Source organism: Lentzea sp. CA-135723 (genome assembly GCF_050936595.1).
Lineage (GTDB): Bacteria > Actinomycetota > Actinomycetes > Mycobacteriales > Pseudonocardiaceae > Lentzea.
In genome coordinates this window covers 1,571,974-1,589,512 of record NZ_JBNJMK010000002.1, presented here as the reverse complement: position 1 = coordinate 1,589,512, position 17,539 = coordinate 1,571,974, and the positions used below count along the sequence as shown (strand labels likewise).

16 protein-coding genes and 1 pseudogene are annotated in these 17,539 nt (G+C 69.6%); 5 read left to right on the top strand and 12 right to left on the bottom strand.

Going from position 1 to position 17,539, the window contains the following annotated elements; genetic code table 11:
• Positions 1 to 30 precede the first annotated feature (30 nt).
• From ACQEU1_RS43385 to ACQEU1_RS43370, 4 genes are all read right to left on the bottom strand, one after another.
• The gene (locus tag ACQEU1_RS43385; protein ID WP_433216135.1) at positions 31 to 795 is read right to left on the bottom strand and encodes a hypothetical protein; all 765 of its coding nucleotides are present in this window, start codon (positions 793 to 795) and stop codon (positions 31 to 33) included.
• Between the two features lie 92 nt (positions 796 to 887).
• On the bottom strand, positions 888 to 1,511 hold the full coding sequence (locus ACQEU1_RS43380) for a response regulator (protein ID WP_433216133.1): 624 nt from the start codon (positions 1,509 to 1,511) through the stop codon (positions 888 to 890).
• Positions 1,508 to 2,593: a sensor histidine kinase gene (locus ACQEU1_RS43375; RefSeq protein WP_433216130.1), complete on the bottom strand. Its 1,086-nt coding sequence runs from the start codon at positions 2,591 to 2,593 to the stop codon at positions 1,508 to 1,510. Before ACQEU1_RS43375 ends, ACQEU1_RS43380 begins: the two co-directional genes overlap by 4 nt.
• Positions 2,590 to 3,123: a DUF1453 domain-containing protein gene (locus ACQEU1_RS43370; protein ID WP_433216127.1), complete on the bottom strand. Its 534-nt coding sequence runs from the start codon at positions 3,121 to 3,123 to the stop codon at positions 2,590 to 2,592. The genes ACQEU1_RS43375 and ACQEU1_RS43370 overlap by 4 nt, the downstream gene beginning before the upstream one ends.
• A 117-nt stretch (positions 3,124 to 3,240) precedes the next feature.
• Here ACQEU1_RS43370 and ACQEU1_RS43365 point away from each other — a divergent pair, with 117 nt between their 5' ends.
• A complete protein-coding gene (locus tag ACQEU1_RS43365) occupies positions 3,241 to 3,834 on the top strand; it encodes a DedA family protein (protein WP_433216124.1) in 594 nt (197 codons plus the stop codon).
• Here ACQEU1_RS43365 and ACQEU1_RS43360 read toward each other — a convergent pair.
• The 3 genes and pseudogenes from ACQEU1_RS43360 to ACQEU1_RS43350 all read right to left on the bottom strand — a co-directional run bounded on the left by ACQEU1_RS43360 (position 3,741) and on the right by ACQEU1_RS43350 (position 7,908).
• Positions 3,741 to 4,949, bottom strand: a complete 1,209-nt coding sequence (locus tag ACQEU1_RS43360) for an MFS transporter (RefSeq protein WP_433216121.1) — start codon at positions 4,947 to 4,949, stop codon at positions 3,741 to 3,743. The two genes, ACQEU1_RS43365 and ACQEU1_RS43360, sit on opposite strands and share 94 nt — an antisense overlap.
• 30 nt (positions 4,950 to 4,979) lie before the next feature.
• Positions 4,980 to 6,191, bottom strand: a pseudogene (locus ACQEU1_RS43355) (MFS transporter).
• Positions 6,192 to 7,173: 982 nt separating this feature from the next.
• On the bottom strand, positions 7,174 to 7,908 hold the full coding sequence (locus ACQEU1_RS43350; RefSeq protein ID WP_433216118.1) for a carbonic anhydrase family protein: 735 nt from the start codon (positions 7,906 to 7,908) through the stop codon (positions 7,174 to 7,176).
• 335 nt (positions 7,909 to 8,243) lie between these two features.
• Here ACQEU1_RS43350 and ACQEU1_RS43345 point away from each other — a divergent pair, with 335 nt between their 5' ends.
• Positions 8,244 to 8,594: an MmcQ/YjbR family DNA-binding protein gene (locus tag ACQEU1_RS43345; protein WP_433216115.1), complete on the top strand. Its 351-nt coding sequence runs from the start codon at positions 8,244 to 8,246 to the stop codon at positions 8,592 to 8,594.
• On the opposite strand, the gene ACQEU1_RS43340 is transcribed toward ACQEU1_RS43345, so the two are convergent.
• Positions 8,591 to 9,472, bottom strand: a complete 882-nt coding sequence (locus ACQEU1_RS43340; protein ID WP_433216112.1) for an MBL fold metallo-hydrolase — start codon at positions 9,470 to 9,472, stop codon at positions 8,591 to 8,593. The two genes, ACQEU1_RS43345 and ACQEU1_RS43340, sit on opposite strands and share 4 nt — an antisense overlap.
• A gap of 83 nt (positions 9,473 to 9,555) precedes the next feature.
• On the opposite strand from ACQEU1_RS43340, the gene ACQEU1_RS43335 reads away from it, so the two are divergent.
• On the top strand, positions 9,556 to 10,368 hold the full coding sequence (locus ACQEU1_RS43335; RefSeq protein ID WP_433216109.1) for a LysR family transcriptional regulator: 813 nt from the start codon (positions 9,556 to 9,558) through the stop codon (positions 10,366 to 10,368).
• Between the two features lie 4 nt (positions 10,369 to 10,372).
• On the opposite strand, the gene ACQEU1_RS43330 is transcribed toward ACQEU1_RS43335, so the two are convergent.
• Positions 10,373 to 12,070, bottom strand: a complete 1,698-nt coding sequence (locus tag ACQEU1_RS43330; protein ID WP_433216106.1) for a hypothetical protein — start codon at positions 12,068 to 12,070, stop codon at positions 10,373 to 10,375.
• A 61-nt stretch (positions 12,071 to 12,131) separates the two neighbouring features.
• On the bottom strand, positions 12,132 to 12,683 hold the full coding sequence (locus tag ACQEU1_RS43325) for a class I SAM-dependent methyltransferase (protein WP_433216103.1): 552 nt from the start codon (positions 12,681 to 12,683) through the stop codon (positions 12,132 to 12,134).
• Between the two features lie 55 nt (positions 12,684 to 12,738).
• Here ACQEU1_RS43325 and ACQEU1_RS43320 point away from each other — a divergent pair, with 55 nt between their 5' ends.
• Together ACQEU1_RS43320 and ACQEU1_RS43315 are read left to right on the top strand one after the other, a co-directional pair.
• Positions 12,739 to 13,914, top strand: coding sequence for an SGNH/GDSL hydrolase family protein (locus tag ACQEU1_RS43320; protein ID WP_433216100.1), 1,176 nt, complete (start codon positions 12,739 to 12,741; stop codon positions 13,912 to 13,914).
• An 89-nt stretch (positions 13,915 to 14,003) separates the two neighbouring features.
• Positions 14,004 to 14,567 carry a DUF4232 domain-containing protein gene (locus ACQEU1_RS43315; RefSeq protein ID WP_433216097.1) on the top strand — a complete coding sequence of 188 codons (564 nt, stop codon included), beginning with the start codon at positions 14,004 to 14,006 and terminating at the stop codon, positions 14,565 to 14,567.
• Here the strand turns inward: ACQEU1_RS43315 and ACQEU1_RS43310 are convergent.
• Positions 14,564 to 15,484, bottom strand: a complete 921-nt coding sequence (locus ACQEU1_RS43310) for a LamG-like jellyroll fold domain-containing protein (protein ID WP_433216095.1) — start codon at positions 15,482 to 15,484, stop codon at positions 14,564 to 14,566. The genes ACQEU1_RS43315 and ACQEU1_RS43310 overlap by 4 nt on opposite strands.
• Positions 15,484 to 17,517, bottom strand: coding sequence for a PQQ-dependent sugar dehydrogenase (locus ACQEU1_RS43305; protein WP_433216092.1), 2,034 nt, complete (start codon positions 17,515 to 17,517; stop codon positions 15,484 to 15,486). Before ACQEU1_RS43305 ends, ACQEU1_RS43310 begins: the two co-directional genes overlap by 1 nt.
• Positions 17,518 to 17,539: the final 22 nt, after the last annotated feature.

Here is a 17,539-nt window from a genome sequence, read left to right as displayed (position 1 = left end):
CCACCCGGCTGGTTCCTACTTCTTGGCGTCCTACTTCTTGGTCGCCGAGTAGTTCCGGAAGTTGATGTACGTGTCGAGGATGTCCGAGGAAGCGCTCTCGACCGAGCGGTAGATGCCCCACTTCGGCCGCACGTAGTCACCCTCGTCCGGGATCTTCACGCCACTTCGCTTGCCCTGCACCGCGATCGGCGCGTTGGCACCCGCGCCGTTGCGGAGCACGAAACCGACCGTGCCGCTGGAACCGGGCGTGATGGTCCATTCGACCGTGACCCACTTGTCGCGCAGTGGGGCCAGGTTCGTGGCGGCGATGTCCGGTGCGCCGTCCGTGCTGAACGCGCGCGCTCGGATCGTTTCGGTGTTACCGCTGCGGCTCAGGGACAACGTCGTCCACGGGCCGCCGTTGGTCTTGGGCGTCTTGGTCTGGAAGATGTGCGTGAACTTGCTCGTGCCGTGCAGCGATGACGGCATGTACATCTCGTACGAGATGACCCACGTCTCGCCGTTCTTCATCTTCAGCGCGTTGCCACCGGACACCATGCCCTTGGACTCGGTGCGCTGGCGGTCGCCGCCGCCGGTGGTGTCGCGGTCGTTCTTCCAGATGTTGAACCGGTAGGCGTCGCCCTGGACGACGATGTACTTGCCCTTGCGGTCGGGGAACTTGTTGCCGCGGTCGACCTCGATGCCTTCGAACGCCTTGAGGCCGTCGGTCGCGGGGTTGGGGCTCCACGCGGGCGCCGCGCTCGCGGGAGTGACGGTGACCAGCATCAGCGCGGCAGCCGTCAGTGCGATTCTCATCGTGCTTCCTTCCTGGCGGCACCACCGAAGGTAGGAGGTCTCCGCCAGGATTGTCAACGATTGTCAGGCAAGATGCCTGCGGATGACCGCAGTCATCGGAGCTTGAGGGCGAGCCTGACCGCGTCCGCCCGCGAGTGCAGCCCGGCCTTCGCGAACAGGTTGTTGATGTGCGTCTTCACCGTCGCCTCGCTGATGAAGAGCTTCCTGGCGATCTCCCCGTTGCGCAGGCCCTGGCCGATGAGGTCGAGCACCTCGCGTTCACGGGTCGTGAGGTCGAAGCCGGGATCGGTGGTGGAGGTGCGGCTCGCGAGGTCGAGCAGGCGCAGCTGGACCGCCGGGTCGAGGATCGCGTTCCCGGCGTGGGCGCCCCTGACCGCCTGGATGATCGTCTTTCGATCGGCGTCCTTCGTCAGGTACCCGCGTGCGCCGGCTTGGAGCGCCTCCAAGATTGACTCGTCGTCGTCGAACGTCGTCAGCACCACGACCGGCAGCTCCGGGTGTGACCGCCGCAGGTTTCTGGTGGCCTCGGCGCCGCCCATGACGGGCATGTTGAGGTCCATCAGCACGACTTCGGGGGTGAAGTCTTGGACCGCGGCCAAGGCTTCCTGGCCGTTGGGCGCGGTGCCGACGACGGTGATGTCCGGGTCGAGGTCGAGCATGACGGCGAGACCGTCGCGCACGGCGGCCTGGTCGTCCACGATCAACAGCCTGATCATCGGGGCAGCTCCACCCTGACCGTCCATCCCGGACCTTCCGGCCCGGCGAAGAGCTTGCCGCCCAGGAGTTCCGCCCGCTCCCGCATGCCAACGAGGCCCATTCCACCGGCCGCCGCCCGCTCCTGCCCGTCGGCCGCCCCCATCACCCGGCTTGCCCCACCGTTGTCAGCCACCGTCAATCTCACCACCCCCGGCGTGTACTCCAACCTCACCTCCACCGCTGCCCCTGGTGCGTGCTTGTGGGCGTTCGTCAACGCCTCCTGTGCCGCCCGGATCACCGTCTGCGCGATTTCCACGCCCACCGGCCCCTCCCCCGTGCTCCGGAAGGCAGCACCATGGGTCTCCGCGAGCCGTGCGACCGATTCCGTCAGGGGCAGCGTGCTCTCTCGTAGCGCGTGCACGGCCCGTCGTGTCTCCTTCAGGCCCGACACCGCCAACGCCCGTGCGCGCAACACGGCTTCGTTGGCCTCCATGGACTTGCCCGCGCCGTGCAGTGCGTCGGCCATGTCGAGCTGCACGGCGATGCCCGACAGCGAGTGCCCGACGACGTCGTGGATCTCGCGCGCGATGCGGCCGCGTTCCTCGAGCACCGCCGTGTACTCGGCGGCGGCCTGGGCGGCGACGCGTTCGCGGCGGACCAGGCCGAAGTACACGGGAAGGCCGGCGGTGAGGCCGAGCCACCACGGCGGGATCTCCGCCGCCCCCAGCGCTTCCGCCACCCAGGTCGAGACCATCGCGAGCGCCGATCCGGCGACGGCCAGCCCGACCGAGACGTGCCGCGACTCGAGCTGCCGGCCGGCCGTGCTGGTGGCGAGGAAGACGAACGCGACCCCGGCCGTCGACGGCGCCAGCGCGAACAAGGGGGCGCTGAACAGCACGTACACGCCGATGACCGCGATCTGGCCGCGGTCGGGGAGCTGGTCGAGCGCGAACACGGCCGTGACCGCCGCGGCGATCACCACGGCGGTCACGGTCCAGGTCAGCGCGAGCAGCGACGGCGGACGGGTCACCAGCTGGATCACCGTGATCACGGCGATCACCAGCGTGACCAGCGGCCGGAACATCTCGTCGGGGAGCTTCATCGGGTCGAATCATGCCGGGTCTCGCGGAGCTTCTCCTGCCAGGAGTCGAGGAACGCCGACGTGCGGTGCGGTTCGCCGTTGCGCCCCTTCGCCCACACGACCTGGCCACCCACCCGCACGGCCTTCGACATCACGACCAGGCCCTCGGCCAGCAGCCCGGCGCCGACGACGAGCATCAGGCCGTTGCTCTGCGCACCGCTCGGGGCCAGCGCGAACCCGACGGCGAACCGCGCGGCGATGCTCGCCACCCAGAGCACGACCGTCGTGGCGGTGTAGCGGAGCATCACGATGCCGTTCTGCTCGTAGGTGCGGATCGTGAGTCCGCGCAGCAGTCCGAACGCGACGCTGAGCACGACGCTGACCAGCAGGAACCCCAGGCCGTTCGGCGTCGTCTGGGTCAGGCCGATGACGCCGAGGATCACGGGGAGCAGCAGCAGGCGCTTGCCGACGGCGGGTTCTCCCATCAGCCTGCGGGCCATCACGTAGATGATCGCGGCGGCGATGAGGACGATCTCTGCGGTTGCGTTCATGCTGGCAACGTTAGGAATTTCCGCAGGTCAGCGCGTGGACCCAGGACTGTAGCCAGGGTGGAGATCCGTCTCCACCCGAGGGTTGAGGTCCGGGACGAAACGGGTAATTCGACAGGTATGGAGTGGATCACCCGTCTGATGGAGGCGCTGGGCTCGCCGGGCGCGGGCCTCGCGGTCGCGCTGGAGAACGTGTTCCCGCCCGTGCCGAGCGAGGTGATCCTGCCGCTGGCCGGGTTCGCCGCGGGCCAGGGCAAGATCTCGCTGGTCGCCGCGATCCTGTGGACGACAGCGGGCTCGGTCGTCGGCGCGCTGGTGCTCTACGGGCTGGGCGCGTGGCTCGGGCTGGAGAGGCTGCGGCGGCTCGCGGACCGGATCCCGTTCACCTCGGCGTCCGATGTGGACAAGGCCGACGCCTGGTTCGACGAGCACGGCACCAAAGCCGTGTTCGTCGGGCGGATGGTGCCGGTGGTGCGGAGCCTGATCTCCATCCCCGCCGGGGTGTCCGGGATGCCGATCGTGAAGTTCACGCTCTACACCGCGGCGGGCAGCCTCGTCTGGAACACCGCGCTGATCCTCGCCGGGTACGCGCTCGGCGACAACTACGAGCTGGTCGACCGCTACCTGGGCTGGGTCTCGACCGGCGTGCTCGTGGTGCTGGCGATCAGCGTCGCCTGGTTCGTGGTGGCACGCGTCAGGGAGCGCCGTTCGTAGAGCAGCGCGGCGCTCGCGATCGCGAGGCCCGCGACCGACAGGCCCACGCCGACCCACGCCGTGGAGGTGTAGCCCCAGCCCGCCGCGATGGCGAGACCGCCGAGCCACGCGCCCGCGCCGTTCGCGACGTTGAGCGACGAGTGGTTGGACGAGGCCGCGAGCGACGGCGCGTCCGGCGAGGCGTCCATCAGCTTGATCTGCAGGGCCGCCGCGAGGATCTGCACGGTGAAGCCCAGCAGGAACAGGAAGACGAACAGGAACACCGGGACCGCGGCGAGCAGCCCGAACAGCACGAGGATCGCGGTGACCGCGATCAGCCCGCCGAACACCGAGCCCGTCACCGACCGGTCCACGAACCGCCCGCCGAAGGCCGCGCCGAGCGTCATGCCGAGCCCGAACACCGCGAGGATCCACGGCACCGCGCTCGCCGACAGCCCGGCGACCTCGGTCGTGAGCGGCGCGACGTACGAGTAGACGGCGAACATGCCGCCGAAGCCGATCATGCCGGTGAAGATCGCGAACCACACCGTGGGCCGTCCGAACGCGCGGACCTCGCCCTTCATCGACGCACCCTCGACCTTGGGCACCCGCGGCACCCACGCCGCGATGGCCAACGCCGTGATGACCGCGATCACCGCGACCGCCATGTACGCCGTGCGCCAGCCAATCTGCTGCCCCGCCGCCGTTGCCAACGGCACGCCCACAAGGTTCGCCACGGTCAGACCGACCATCACGCGCGCAACGGCCGTTCCGCGCCGTTCGGGAGCAACGAGCGTGGCGGCGACAACCGCCGCGATGCCGAAGAACGCGCCGTGCGGCAACCCAGCCACAAACCGCGACACGAGCAGAAGTGTCTTGTCCTGGGCGATGACCGACAGCCCGTTGCCCAGCGCCACGGCCAGCATGAGCCCGATGAGCATGCCCTTGCGCGGCAGCTTGGCCCCGAGCACCGCGATCAACGGCGCACCCACCACCACGCCGGCGGCGTACAGGCTGATGGCGTGACCGGCCTCGTAGTCGGGAATGCCGAACGTCTCCGCGATCTGCGGCAGCAACCCCATCGTCGCGAACTCGGTCGTCCCGATGCCGAACCCGCCGAGAGCGAGCGCGGTCATGGCGCGCGTGGTGTTCAAGGCATCCCCTGGCTAGTGAGTGGCTGCACCGATCGTACGGTCGTTCTGACGCGCTTCAGAAGGCCCGTGAGCAGTGCGAATGCTCACACGCCGCTCCAGGAATACCGACCCGGCCGCGATGACCAGTCCGACCGCGGCCAGCAACGCCCCGATCCAGTTGGGCGCCGTGTACCCGAGCCCCCGTTCGATGGCGAGCCCGCCGAGCCACGCCCCGCCGGCGTTGCCGAGGTTGAACGCCGCGATGTTCGCCGCACTGGCCAGCGCCGGCGCCCCCTCGGCCGTCTGCATGACGCGCATCTACAACGGCGGCACCGTCGCGAACCCGGCCGCCCCGAACACCACGATCGTGATGGCCGCGAGGACCGGCGACTGAGCCGTGAACACGAACGCCGTCAACACCAAGGCCAAGGTGGCGAGGATGACGATGACGCTCTTCATGACGCTGCGATCCGCCGCCTTGCCACCGAGCAGGTTCCCCGCGAACAGCCCGACCCCGAACAACACCAGCAACCACGTCACCGAACCAGCAGCGAACCCGGCCACCTCGGTCATCATCGGCGCGATGTAGGTGAACGAGGCGAACACCCCCGCGAACCCGAACGCGGTCATCGCCAACGCCAACCACACCTGCGGGTTCCGGAACACCGCGAGCTCGCTCCGCAGCTCGTTCTGGCCGGCCTTCTGCCGAGGCACCAGGAACAACACCCCCAGCAACCCCACCACCCCGAGCACCGTGACCGCCCAGAACGTGGACCGCCACCCGAACGCCTGCCCCAACGCCGTCCCCATCGGCACACCCAGCACGTTCGCCACCGTCAACCCGGTGAACATCAACGCGATCGCACTGGCCTTCCGCTGCGGCGCGACAAGGTCAGCGGCCACCACCGACCCAACGCCGAAGAACGCCCCGTGCGCCAACGCCGCCACAACCCGCCCACTCATCAACACGCCGTAGCTACCGGCCAACGCCGACACCAGGTTGCCCGCGATGAACAGGACCATCAGCCCCATGAGCATCTTCTTGCGGGGCAACCGCCCACCGAGAACGGTCAGCAGCGGCGCCCCAACCACCACCCCGAGCGCATAACCGGAGATCAACAGCCCCGCACTGGGAATGGTCACGCCGAGGTCGGCCGCCACCTCCGGCAGCAGGCCCATGATCACGAACTCGGTGGTGCCGATGGCGAAGGCGCTGATCGCGAGGGCGAGCAGAGCGACAGGCATGTCACACAATCCTTGAAGTCGTAGGTTGCCAGCGCCAACAATAGTTGCACGCGCGGGCAATTGCACGCGACTCCTGAATCGGTGAAGCGCGTCACCTGCCTAGGAGGCGAGGAGGCGAGAGGAGGGGCGGACGGGGCGGGACGAGCAGGAGGGGCGATGCGGGCGAACGGGCGACGAGGGGTGGCGGCGACCAGCCCTTCTTTCGCGCACGACCGGCCAGGATCGCCCTCGGCCACCCCGCCCCGCAGCACTGCCACACCTGCTGCGCCGCCCAGCCACCCCGCCACCCAGCTACCTCGCCACCCCCACCACGCCACCTCGCCGCCTAGCCACCTCGCCACCCAGCCACCTCGCCCTCGCCACCACGCCCTCGCAGCACCGCCACGTCGCCGCTCCGCCACGTCGGCCCCCACCTCGCCCGCCGCCCCGCCATGTCGAAGCCCCGCAGCACCCGCCCCACCTACCGCGCCCGCCGCCCTACCTAGCCACCCGGACCGCCTAGCCCCGCCCCCGGCTACCTCGCCACCCGGCCCGCCTTGTCGCTAACTCCTCTCCCCTCGCCACCCGCCTCCTCACCACCGCCACCGCGCCCCGCCTGGCCGCCCTGACTTCCGACACCCCTCCCTCCCCCACTCCGCCCAGCCAAACTGCTTCGCCCTCGCCCTCGCCCTCGCCCTCGCCCTCGCCCTCCGCCATCCCGCTTCCGCAGCACCGCCATACCTCGCCCCCGCCTGCCGCGCCGCCCCACCACCTCGCCCGCCGCCCTGCAGCACCGCGCCGCGCCTACCCCGCCACCCGCCCCGCCTCGCCACCCGCCCCGCCACCGCTCTGCCCAGCCGCCTCGCCGCCAGCCGCCTCGCTCGCCACCGGTACCTCCACGCCCCACACCAGCACCCCAACCCCCAGCCCTAACCCCACCCATCCCCCAGACACGAAGGAAGGCCGGCCCCCGAGCGGGACCGGCCTTCCTTCGCGCCAGGACTCAGATGCGCGGCACGTCCACGAACGTGCGGCCGTTGAGCGGCTGGGTCGCGCGGGCGTTGCCTGCGGTGAACAGGCCCTTGAAGCGCGCGATGCTCGCCGCCGTCACGTGCTGCTCGCCCGTGAGGTACCACTCGACGCCCTCGGTGAACGGGGCCGTGGTGAGCGAGCCCGTGTAGTGCAGGGTGTGGTGGCCCGCGGGGAGCAGGCGGTTGAGGTTGATCGGCTCGATGTCGACCGGCGCGCCGCACTCCGCGGAGAGCTTGGCGAGCACGTCGTCGACCACCGAGTGGCCGCCGGCGACCAGCGGGACGCCGACCACGAGGAGCTTGCCCGCGGCGCTGCGGTGGACGAGGTGCATTTCGAGCGGGGTGTTGTGGCCGGCGAACTGGTGCTCGGACGGCGTGTGGAAGTGGAACTGGACCAGGTCGTATCTGGTGCCCGCCACGGTCACGTGGCCGGCGCCGGGCTCTACCTCGGCCTCTTCTGTTTCCTCGTGGTCGCGGGTGGTGCAGCCGTCGGCCTTGTCCGCGTCCTTGCGGATGTACTTCAGCTCCAGCGCGGACTCGCCGTACGACACGTCGAGCTTCGGCGCGTGCGGGTCGAACCGGATCGCGTTCGGCGTGACGTTGACGGGACTCTGCTTCGGCGTCGCCGACTCGGCCGCGCCGGACGCGAAGAACGTCGCGGTGAGCACGAGCGGAAGAAGCGCCGGAAGGGACCGCTTAAGGTTCATAACGCCACTTTTCACCCGATCGGGTGAAATGGGGAGTGGAGTGTGGTCGCGCTCTCATTGACCGGAAATATTCCCCGCGTTCCATTCGGGACGAGACTGAACTGATTCAGCGGCCCGACGTGCTTCTATGCAGGTCAGCACCGTCGAAACAGGTAGGCGGGAACGGCGCGCAGGGCAGGTTTGTTGACCACGCAAATTCGAATTGAGACAGAGAAGAACGACCGGGAAGATTGATGAACCGAACGGTTCTTGATCACCATTGTCCGATTCGGGAGGATTTGCCGAATTTGCCTGAAGTAACTCCGTGAACACGACGAATGCGGCAGGATGAGCGGATGGTCACCGTGGACGACATTCGCGCCGTGGCGAAGACGCTGCCGCGCACCACCGAGCACCTCATCCGCGACCGCGTGAAGTTCCGTGTCGGCCAGATCGTCTACGCGGCGCTGTCGCGGGACGAGACCGTGCTCGGCTTCGGGTTCCCGCGCGAGGAACGGGAGGCGCTCGTCGCGAGCGACCCCGTCAAGTTCGCCTTCCCCAGCGAGTCCGACATGCGCTTCCAGTGGGTGCACGCCTCGATGGCCGAGCTCGACGTCGAGGAGATGACCGAGCTCGTCGAAGGCGCCTGGGCCCTGTGCGTGCCCAAGAAGCTCATCCGCGCGCGCCTCGGCGAGGACTACCTTTAGTCCACACTGAAGTCACTGCACAGACAACGCACGCCGGGCGAGATCCACTCCCGACCTGTCCACGACGGGTGCCGCGCGAGCAGCACCTCGCGCACCTCCGCCTCGATCTCGTCCACGGCCATCGCGGAGTCCCTGCGCCGCCACGTCTCGTCGCGCAGTTCGTGGAGGTAGGTCTGCACCCCCTGCAGTACCCCCACGTCGCCCACCGAGCCGTGGCCTGGCACGACGATCTGCGGCGAAGCGGCGATCAACGCGTCCAGCACGCCGATCCACGCCACCCCGGACACGTCGGTGTCGTGCGGCGGGAACCACGGGAAGATCGCGAACTGCCCGGTCTCGGCCAGGTCGCCGGTGAACAGCACGCCGGCGTCGGGCACCTCGACCACCTGGTCCCCCAGCGTGTGGCCGCGCCCGGTCGGCCGCAGCAGCACCGTGCGCCCGCCGAGGTCCAGCGCGCGCACGCCGTCGTACACCTCGTCCGGCACCGGCAGCACCACGTCGGCCAGCCGCTCCGCCACGTGCCCGCCGAAGCCGCGGAACATCTCCAGGTATCCGGAACCCTTGCGGCGCAGGTCAGCCGCCTGCGCCGAGTTCACCAGGTACGCACCGGAGAACGCGGACGCGCCGAACGCGTGCTCCGGGTGGAAGTGCGTCGTGGTCAGGTGCACGCGACGCCCGCGAGCGAACTCGGCGGCGAACTCGCGCACGGCGGAGGCGTTGACGAGGCCGAGTCCCGTGTCCACCACGAGCACCGCCTCACGGCCGCCGATGACGCCGATGTTGGGCACGAGCCCGGCGCCGGAGTTGGGGACCACCAGCACCTCGGACGCCACCTCGACGGCACCGGAGAGCTGGACGACAGGATCAGGAAGGTTCATAACCCCAACCGAACCCCCACACCGCACCCCACGTCCAAGACCAAGATCGCATGCCCGATACCGAGCGAGTATCGTGCCTGGTCATGGAGCTGCGGACGCTGCGCTACTTCGTCGCCGTCGCCGAGGAACGCCACTTCGGACGGGCCGCGAAACGGCTCCACCTGAGCCAGCCGCCGCTGAGCCGCGCGATCAGGCACCTGGAGCACGACCTCGGCACGACGCTGCTGCTCCGCTCCCCCGCCGGCGTCACGCTGACCGCCGCCGGCCACACCCTCCTCGACGAGGCCAGGGCGCTGCTGGACCACGCCGACCGCATCCGCGCCAAGCTCACCAGGAGGACGATCACCGTCGGCATGCTCGGCGACCACGTCCCGCACCTCGCGGAGGCATTCCGCAGCACGCACCCCGACGTCGAGATCCGCGTCCGTGAAACAGACCTGACCGACCCGACCTGCGGCCTGCGCGCGGGCCACGTCGACGTCGCCCTGACGCGCGGCCCGTTCGACGAGACGGGCCTGAAAACCCTTGTCCTGAAAGAGGATCCGGTCGGCGCGGTGCTCAGAGCCGACGACCCGCTCGCCACCAGGGCGGAGATCACCACCGCCGACCTCGACGGCCGCGACTGGTTCCAGTTCCCCGAGGGCACCGACGAGATCTGGCAGAACTACTGGAACGGCGGGAAAGCACGCACCGGCCCCACCGTCAGGGCCGTCCAGGAGTGCGTGCAGTCCGTGCTGTGGAACGGTTCCGTGGGTCTCGCCCCGCTCGGGCACGACCTCGGCGAGCTCGTCACGGTGCCGCTCACCGACATGGCGCCGAGCCCCGTGGTGATCGCGTGGATCAAGGACGACCCGCTGACCCGCGCGTTCGTCGAGTCAGCGAGCCGCGCCTACTAACCCTTCAGTAACCCCGGCTGTAACCCCAGCGCGTGCGGTTCGCCGCGTCCTCGACACCGGTGAAGCCCTCGTTCGGCACGAAGACGTCCTCGCCGAAGTCCATGTCGATGTCGTCGGCGTTGCCGCCGATCCCGTCCGCGCCGACCGCGAACATCGCCTGCGGGTTGCCGCCCTGGTCCATCAGCGTGTCGTGCTCGTTGAACTGGTGCTGGTGCCACGAACCGGACATGTGGCCGAGCTCGTGCGCCGCGATGTTGCCGAGCGCACGGCCGATGAAGTACGTCTTGTCGCTCGCCGGCGTGATGTAGGTGTTGAGCGACACGGACGGGCCCGCCGGCGCGCTCAGCCGGTCGAGCTGCACCATCGCGGTCTCCTCGTGCGCGAAGTTGCCGGGGTCGATGCTCTGCGCGATGGCCACGGTGTCCACACCGGACTCGGCGACCGTGCCGCCGATCACCAGGCGGCTGACGTTCCGCTGCCCCCACGGGTCGGCGTGGTCGCGGCTGTTGCGGATCCGCACGTTCCCGCCCAGCGCCAGGTTCTCGCGCAACGTGTCGACCGCGGCCGTGATCACGGCGTCCTCGTCGGACGCGCCAAGACCCCAGGCCGCCAGGAAGTTCGCCATGGGGGACAACGACTTCACGCCGTCGCCGCCGTAAGGCACGGTGTCCACCAAAGCACCGTTGAAGTCCACGAACACGGTCTGCGGGCCGGCCGACTCCACCCCGGGCCGCAGCGCCTTCACGGTCACGTCGTACCGGCCCTCGCCGTCCTCGACGCCGAGGTAGTAGCGACCGGCAGAAGGCGCGACGAAGTCGACGACGGCGTTGCCACCGCCGGGAAGCGGGCTGGCCGGCGGGTAGGCGACCGAGAAGTCCTGCCGCGAACCCTGCACCTCACGACCGGCGGTGTCGTGCACGACCAGCTTGCGCGCGGAGCCCGTGACGGACGCGCCGAGCACGTCGCCCGCCCTGAGCTGAACGGCGTAGAAGTCCTTGTCTCCCAAGCCTTCTCCAGCGGCGATGGTCAGCTCGTAGGTGCCGGACGCACCGCCGGGGCCGCCCGTCACGCGCACGAAGTACTCGGCCCCCGCGGTGAGGTCGGCCTCCAGGCTCGCGTCGTAGGTCGCGCCGATGTTGTCGGCGGACGCGATCTCTTGACCCGCCGCGTCGAACACCGCCAGCGCGGTGTCGAGGTCGCTGCCGGGCGTGAGCGTGGCGATCCGGGTGCGGCCCGAGCCGCGCAGGCGGTAGAAGTCCTGGTCGGCGCCGGTGATGCTGCCCGTCGTGCGCATCGCGCGGCGGGCGGGCGCGCCGACGCCGGTGTTGCTCGCGGTCGCCATCGAGTCGTTGGGCTCGGCGAACTCGGGCAGGACCGCCAGCGTCGGGTCCGCGAGCAGGGACCCGGTGATCGACGCGTTGGGGCTGCTGCGGAACCCCGTGACCTCGGCGGAGGCCGGCACGTCGTTGCGGCCGCGCGCCGACGCCGGCTCCCGTTCCGCGTAGACCTGGCCGGGTGTGGTCGTGGCGAGGATCCGCGCCCGGGACCTGGCCGTCCGCGCGAGCGTGCCCGCGTCGGCCTGGCCGGGCTTCTCGGACCACGACAGCAACGGGTCCGGCTGGATCGGTGCCGCCGCCGAGGCGACGACACCCTGACCGCTCATCACCAGTGCGGTGGCGGCGATCGCTGCTGCTAAACGCATGTGCTCCCCCTGCTAGTAGATGTTCCAGATCTACCGCGAGGAGTGCTGCGAGGACCAGGCCTCAGATCCTGTTGAGACGGCTCACCGTAACGGCGTAATCGCCGCCCTCAAAGGGTTTCCGGTCCCACGTCGCGAAGCGTTCGACCAGCGTGAGCCCTGCCTGCGCGCAGTGGGCGTCGTACTCCTCGACGCTGTAACCACGTCCGAGACCGAACCCGGCGATCAACACGTTCCCGACATGTCTGGCGACGCCCGCGACGAGCGCGCCCTGCGTTCCGGGCGGGGTGAACAGCGGCACGTTGCCCGCCATCACGACGACGTCGAACGTGCGTCCCAGGTCGAGTTCGGCCAGGTCGGACCGCACCCACGTGAGGTGCGGCGCCTGCTCGCGCGCGTGGGCCAGCATGGACTCGTCGAGGTCGGCCCCGACCACCTCGACGCCGTGCCGCGCGAGCTCGATCGCGACCCGCCCGGTGCCGCATCCGGCGTCCAGCACCGAACTCGGCCCGAACGCGCGCACGAACGTTGCCTCTCCGTGCACGTCCATCCCCGACTCGGCGAGTGCGTCGAATCTGCGCTGGTACTCCGCCCCGTTCCACACGTCCACCAGCATAGAACCGAAGATCGGCGGATACCGCCCGTGTGGGAGCGCTGCCAAGGTCGAGGGCATGACGCGCTTTCTGCTGGCAGTGGCGTTGCTCGTGGCGGCGGCCTCCCCCGCCCAGGCCGCGGCCCCGCGGTGGGTCGGCACGTGGGCCACCGCGCCGTCGTCCGCGGTCCCCGGCACCGACAACGGCTATCCGAACTTCACGATCCGCAACATCGTGCACGTCAGCGCGGGCGGCAAGGAGATCCGCGTCCGCCTCTCCAACGCCTACGGCCGCACCCCGATCACGTTCGGCCAGGTCACCGTGGCTCGCGCGGCGGGCCCCGACACCCCGCTCGCCCTGCCCGGCACCATGCGCACCCTGACGTTCGGCGGCGCCCAGTCCGTCACGGCCCCGCCCGGCGCCGACGTGGTGAGCGACGGCGTGCCGCTCGCGATCCCGGCCGACTCCGACCTGCTGATCAGCACCTTCACGCCCACGCCCGGCGGCCCGGTCACCCACCACTCGCTCACCATGCAGAACTCGTACTTCAACCGCACCGGCAACGTCACCGCCGAGGAGTCCGCCGCCTTCTTCCCCGAACGCACCACGGCCTGGCACTACGTCTCCGGCGTGGACGTCCGCTCGTCGACGTTGCAGGGCAGCGTCGTGGCCCTGGGCGACTCGATCACCGACGGCGCGAACTCCACCTGGGGCGCCAACCTCCGCTGGCCCGACCAGCTCGCCGACCGCGTGAACACTCGCCTGGGCATCCTGAACGCGGGCATCAGCGGCAACCGGTTGCTGCTGGACGGCGGTTCGGCCGGCCCGAACGCCCTGGCCCGCCTGAACCGCGACGTGCTGACCCAGACCGGAGTGCGCACGGTGATCGTGTTCGAGGGCATCAACGACATCCAGCAGACCCCGCACCAGACCGACCCGGCGCCGATCATCGCGGCGCTGAAGCAGATCGCCGCGCGGGCGCACGACCGCGGGCTGCGGGTGGTCGGGGCCACGATCACGCCGTTCAAGGGCTGGAACAGCTACACCGAGGAGCTGGAGGCGACGCGGCAGGCCGTGAACTCGTTCATCCGCACCGGTTCTGACTTCGACGCGGTGGTGGACTTCGACCGCGTGATCCGGGATCCCGCGGATCCGCAGCGGATCCGGCCCGACTACGACCAGGGCGATCACCTGCACCCCGGGGACAAGGGGTTCGAGGCGATGGCGAAGGCGGTGAAGCTCACGACCCTGTGACCACACGAACGGGCGATCGAGGTTTGCGGGACCCTGTGCTCGGGCTATTCGATGGAGATCAACACGTTCCACCGGTAAGGGGTTCCCGCATGCGTCTCACGATCGTCGCCGCCGTCCTCGCGGCCGCCGCCACCACGGCCTGCGGGTCGTCCGCACCGGCGGCCCAGCAGACCCAGGCGACGGACCCGCCGTCCTCCGCGAGCACCCCCGCGTCCGGAACCAGCGACAAGCAGCAGCCCGCGGTGAAGGCCGAGCTGACCATGCAGGGCAAGCCGGGGCTGGGGCTGCTCACGGCCACGAACCAGGGCAGCGCGCCCATCACGTTCCAGGGCTGGCCGAAGCTCGCCTTCACCAACGCCGCGAACGAGCCCGCGGCCATTCCGGTGGAGCAGAAGCTGGTGCCGGGTGAGGGGCCGTCGATCACGTTGCAGCCCGGGCAGACGGCGTTCGCCGGGGTGCTGTTCGACATGGACGACAGCAACTCGTTCGCCATCAACGAGATGACGGCCGAGCTGCCAGGGATGGTGCCGGCGAAGGTGACGTTCATCGGGACGGACGGCCAGCCGATCGCCGACATGTCCAAGCTCAAGGTGAGCGAGGCCAAGGTCGGGACGATGCAGCCGGCCGCCCAGGGCGTCACGGTGTTCGACTAACCCTTCATCCAGCGGTGTTGTAGTGCCACCTCCCACGGCCGCGCGGCCCGGTCGAGGAACATCAGGCTGTCCATTCGGCAGTTGCAGGCGTTGCCCTCGCGGGTGTTCTGCGGGTAGCTGCCGCCTATCTTGAGGCCGCGCGGGTCGGTGGCGGAGGCGAGGTCGGGTTCCGGTTCGCCTTCCAGCAGCCACGGGTCGCCGGCCACGACGTACCTACCGGTCAACGGCTTTCCGTTGCGGTACAACGCCATGGCGCCGGTGTCGAAGTCGAAGGTGGCCGCCAGGAACACCCATTCGTTCTGCGGCAGCAGCTTGTGCCAGTCCTCCGAAGCCGCAAAGGTCTGGGACTCGCCTCCGTCGAACCGCCTGGCCAGGGCGACGAGCTTCAAGGAGCCGTCCACCTGGATCAGCTCCAGCAGTGCGCGGACCGCGTGGCCGTTGGAGTCGCCGGACAGCACGCCGGCCAGGCCGATCGCGCCGTACAGGTCGGCCGGGTCGGCGGAGTTGGAGTTCGGGGCCGGGTTCTGGCCCGTCATCTTCACCCAGCCCATGATCGACGCCTGGCGGGCGCCGTTGAACGCCTTGAGCGTCGGCACGCCGGTTTCGCTGTACAGGCCCGCCTTCCAGTCGTCGTTGCCGGCAGCAGCTGGGTTGATCTGCTTGAGCTGCAACGAGGTTCGGCTCGAACGGAACGCGCCGTCGCGCACCCGCATGTCCGAACCGCCGTTGATCAGCTGCAACGACGTGCCGGAACGGCCGCTGTCGCGTTCCAACGACAGGTCACCGCGCACCGGGTGTTCGAAGTCGTAGTAAGACACCAGGTTGCGCGACAGCGTGGGCAGCACGGTGCCGAACGTCGCCTGAGCAGGCACGGCCATGCCCACGAGCAGGGCGGCCACGAGCAGGATCACCCGCATCAGCGGACCCCCTTGCCCTGCACGCGCAGGTCGCGCACGCGGCCGATGTTGTCGAACGAGCCGAAGCCGACGCGCCCCGACGAGAACGTCTTGTCCACAGCGGTCATCAGCGGATGAGGCGACCCGTCCACGTACACAGCGATCTCGCCGGAATCAGCGCAATGCTTGACCCGCACGCGATGCCAGGCCTCGTCGGAGACGGCCGGTGCCGCGCCGACGGAACGCACGGCGTCCCACTGGTGGTCAAGACGTAGGCGGTCGGCGTTGTTCACGACGAAGATGCCGTTGTGCGGGTAGATCTTGTTGTCCTGCGAGAGGTGCGCGTAGTAGAACTCGGTGTCGGACCGGTAGCCGAAGACGATGATCACGTCCCGGTTGGACACCGAGACCGGGGTGTCGAGCCGCACCGACGCGTCGACCTGCACCGAACCGAACGCGGGCCCCTTGCTCAGCACGGCGTACTCGAACGGGCGGCGCGGGCCGGGACGGGCGACGCCGGCCTGGGCCAGCACCACCTCACGGCCGGGGAACTGCCACAACGCGGGCGTCACCGGCTGCCACGAACGGGCGCCGCCGGAACCGGTGACGTAGTCGTGGCCCGAGCGGCAGGAGGCGAAGGTGCGCGCACCTGTCACCTTCCAGATCTTGCCGTTCGCCTTGGCCAGCACGTAGAGCTCCCCGGCGGCGTCCGCGCCGAACCGCAGGTCGACCCGGTTCGGGTCCCCCACCAGGTCCTTCATCGTGGTCAGCTGACCGCCGGAGTACACCATCAGCTCGCGCGACACGGCCATCGGACGACCGGCACGCATCTCGCGTGCGTCGGCGTTATAGAGCAGGCCCTTCACGCCCTCGCCGTAGATGTACTTGCCCCGCAACGATGGGATCTTCGAGCCGCGGTAGACGAACCCGCCCATCAACGCGTTCCCGCTGTCCGCGCAAGGACGTTGGGTGGAGAGGCGGTTGTGGTCGAACGCCGCCACCGGGTAGGTGAAGCCGAACCGGGCGTCGTCCGCGGGCAACGGGAACACGCCGCACGACGGGTCGCCGCGCCGGTACTCCCAGATGCCCTCGCGTTCACTCCACCCCAGGTTGGCGCCCTTGCGGACCTCGTAGACGGAGTCGACGGCCTTCTCCCCGATGTGGCCCATGTACATGCGGCCACCGACCGGGTCCCAGCTGAAGCGGTACGGGTCGCGCATGCCGTACGCGTAGATCTCGCCCAACGCCCCGGCGGTGCGCACGAACGGGTTCGCGCGCGGCACGCCGTACTGGCCGTTGACCCCATCACGACGAGCAGGGTCGATGCGCAGGATCTTGCCCTGCGGCACCGAAAGGTCCTGCGGCACCGTCGAGGACACACCGATTCCGCCGTCGCCGGAAGCGATGTACAGCAGCCGGTAGTCCTCGTCCCACCAGCGCGCGGTCGGGTTGAAGCCGATCTCCTGGAAGCCGTGGATGTACGACGCGAACCCGACGCGCAGCAGTTCACGACGGGTGCCGGCGAACACGTCCGCACGCGGATCGGAGGCAGTCCACTCGGTGACCACGCCGTGCACCACGGCACCGGGCGACGGCAGGTCGGGCTTCTTGTCCGTCAGCGCGGAACCGGTCTCGGTGTGCACGGTGTAGAACTTGCCGTTGCGCTTGAAGTCCGGGTGGAACGCGGCGAACCCGAACCCGCTGCCCAGGCCGCGGTGCGTGTGGAAGTCGGGACCGACCGCCGCGCCGAGGTCGAGGTACGGGTGCTGCACGCCCTGGTCCAGCAGGTAGAGCTTGCCGTTCATGTCGGGCACGAACATCCGGCCGGAGCCGTCCGGCACCTCGCCCAGGTAGTTGATCCTGTTGTAGCGCACCAGCCTGGCGTCGGTCGGCGGTGGCACGGGCTGCGACTTCGGCAGCTGCGCCACCTCGGTCAGCTCCAGGCCGACACCGGAGGCACCCGGTGTCGGCAACGGGTCGGCGATCGGCACGTCGGACTGCGCCGAGGCGATCGGCACGAACAACGCCGAGAGCACGAATGTTGTGACAGCCAAACGAGATAAGCGTCTGTACATC

Bases quoted from the DNA above. Each gene is read 5' to 3' on its own strand.
- ACQEU1_RS43385 (WP_433216135.1), bottom strand. From the start codon at position 795: ATGAGAATCGCACTGACGGCTGCCGCGCTGATGCTGGTCACCGTCACT.
- ACQEU1_RS43380 (WP_433216133.1), bottom strand. From the start codon at position 1,511: ATGATCAGGCTGTTGATCGTGGACGACCAGGCCGCCGTGCGCGACGGT.
- ACQEU1_RS43375 (WP_433216130.1), bottom strand. From the start codon at position 2,593: ATGAAGCTCCCCGACGAGATGTTCCGGCCGCTGGTCACGCTGGTGATC.
- ACQEU1_RS43370 (WP_433216127.1), bottom strand. From the start codon at position 3,123: ATGAACGCAACCGCAGAGATCGTCCTCATCGCCGCCGCGATCATCTAC.
- ACQEU1_RS43365 (WP_433216124.1), top strand. From the start codon at position 3,241: ATGGAGTGGATCACCCGTCTGATGGAGGCGCTGGGCTCGCCGGGCGCG.
- ACQEU1_RS43360 (WP_433216121.1), bottom strand. From the start codon at position 4,949: ATGACCGCGCTCGCTCTCGGCGGGTTCGGCATCGGGACGACCGAGTTC.
- ACQEU1_RS43350 (WP_433216118.1), bottom strand. From the start codon at position 7,908: ATGAACCTTAAGCGGTCCCTTCCGGCGCTTCTTCCGCTCGTGCTCACC.
- ACQEU1_RS43345 (WP_433216115.1), top strand. From the start codon at position 8,244: ATGGTCACCGTGGACGACATTCGCGCCGTGGCGAAGACGCTGCCGCGC.
- ACQEU1_RS43340 (WP_433216112.1), bottom strand. From the start codon at position 9,472: ATGAACCTTCCTGATCCTGTCGTCCAGCTCTCCGGTGCCGTCGAGGTG.
- ACQEU1_RS43335 (WP_433216109.1), top strand. From the start codon at position 9,556: ATGGAGCTGCGGACGCTGCGCTACTTCGTCGCCGTCGCCGAGGAACGC.
- ACQEU1_RS43330 (WP_433216106.1), bottom strand. From the start codon at position 12,070: ATGCGTTTAGCAGCAGCGATCGCCGCCACCGCACTGGTGATGAGCGGT.
- ACQEU1_RS43325 (WP_433216103.1), bottom strand. From the start codon at position 12,683: ATGCTGGTGGACGTGTGGAACGGGGCGGAGTACCAGCGCAGATTCGAC.
- ACQEU1_RS43320 (WP_433216100.1), top strand. From the start codon at position 12,739: ATGACGCGCTTTCTGCTGGCAGTGGCGTTGCTCGTGGCGGCGGCCTCC.
- ACQEU1_RS43315 (WP_433216097.1), top strand. From the start codon at position 14,004: ATGCGTCTCACGATCGTCGCCGCCGTCCTCGCGGCCGCCGCCACCACG.
- ACQEU1_RS43310 (WP_433216095.1), bottom strand. From the start codon at position 15,484: ATGCGGGTGATCCTGCTCGTGGCCGCCCTGCTCGTGGGCATGGCCGTG.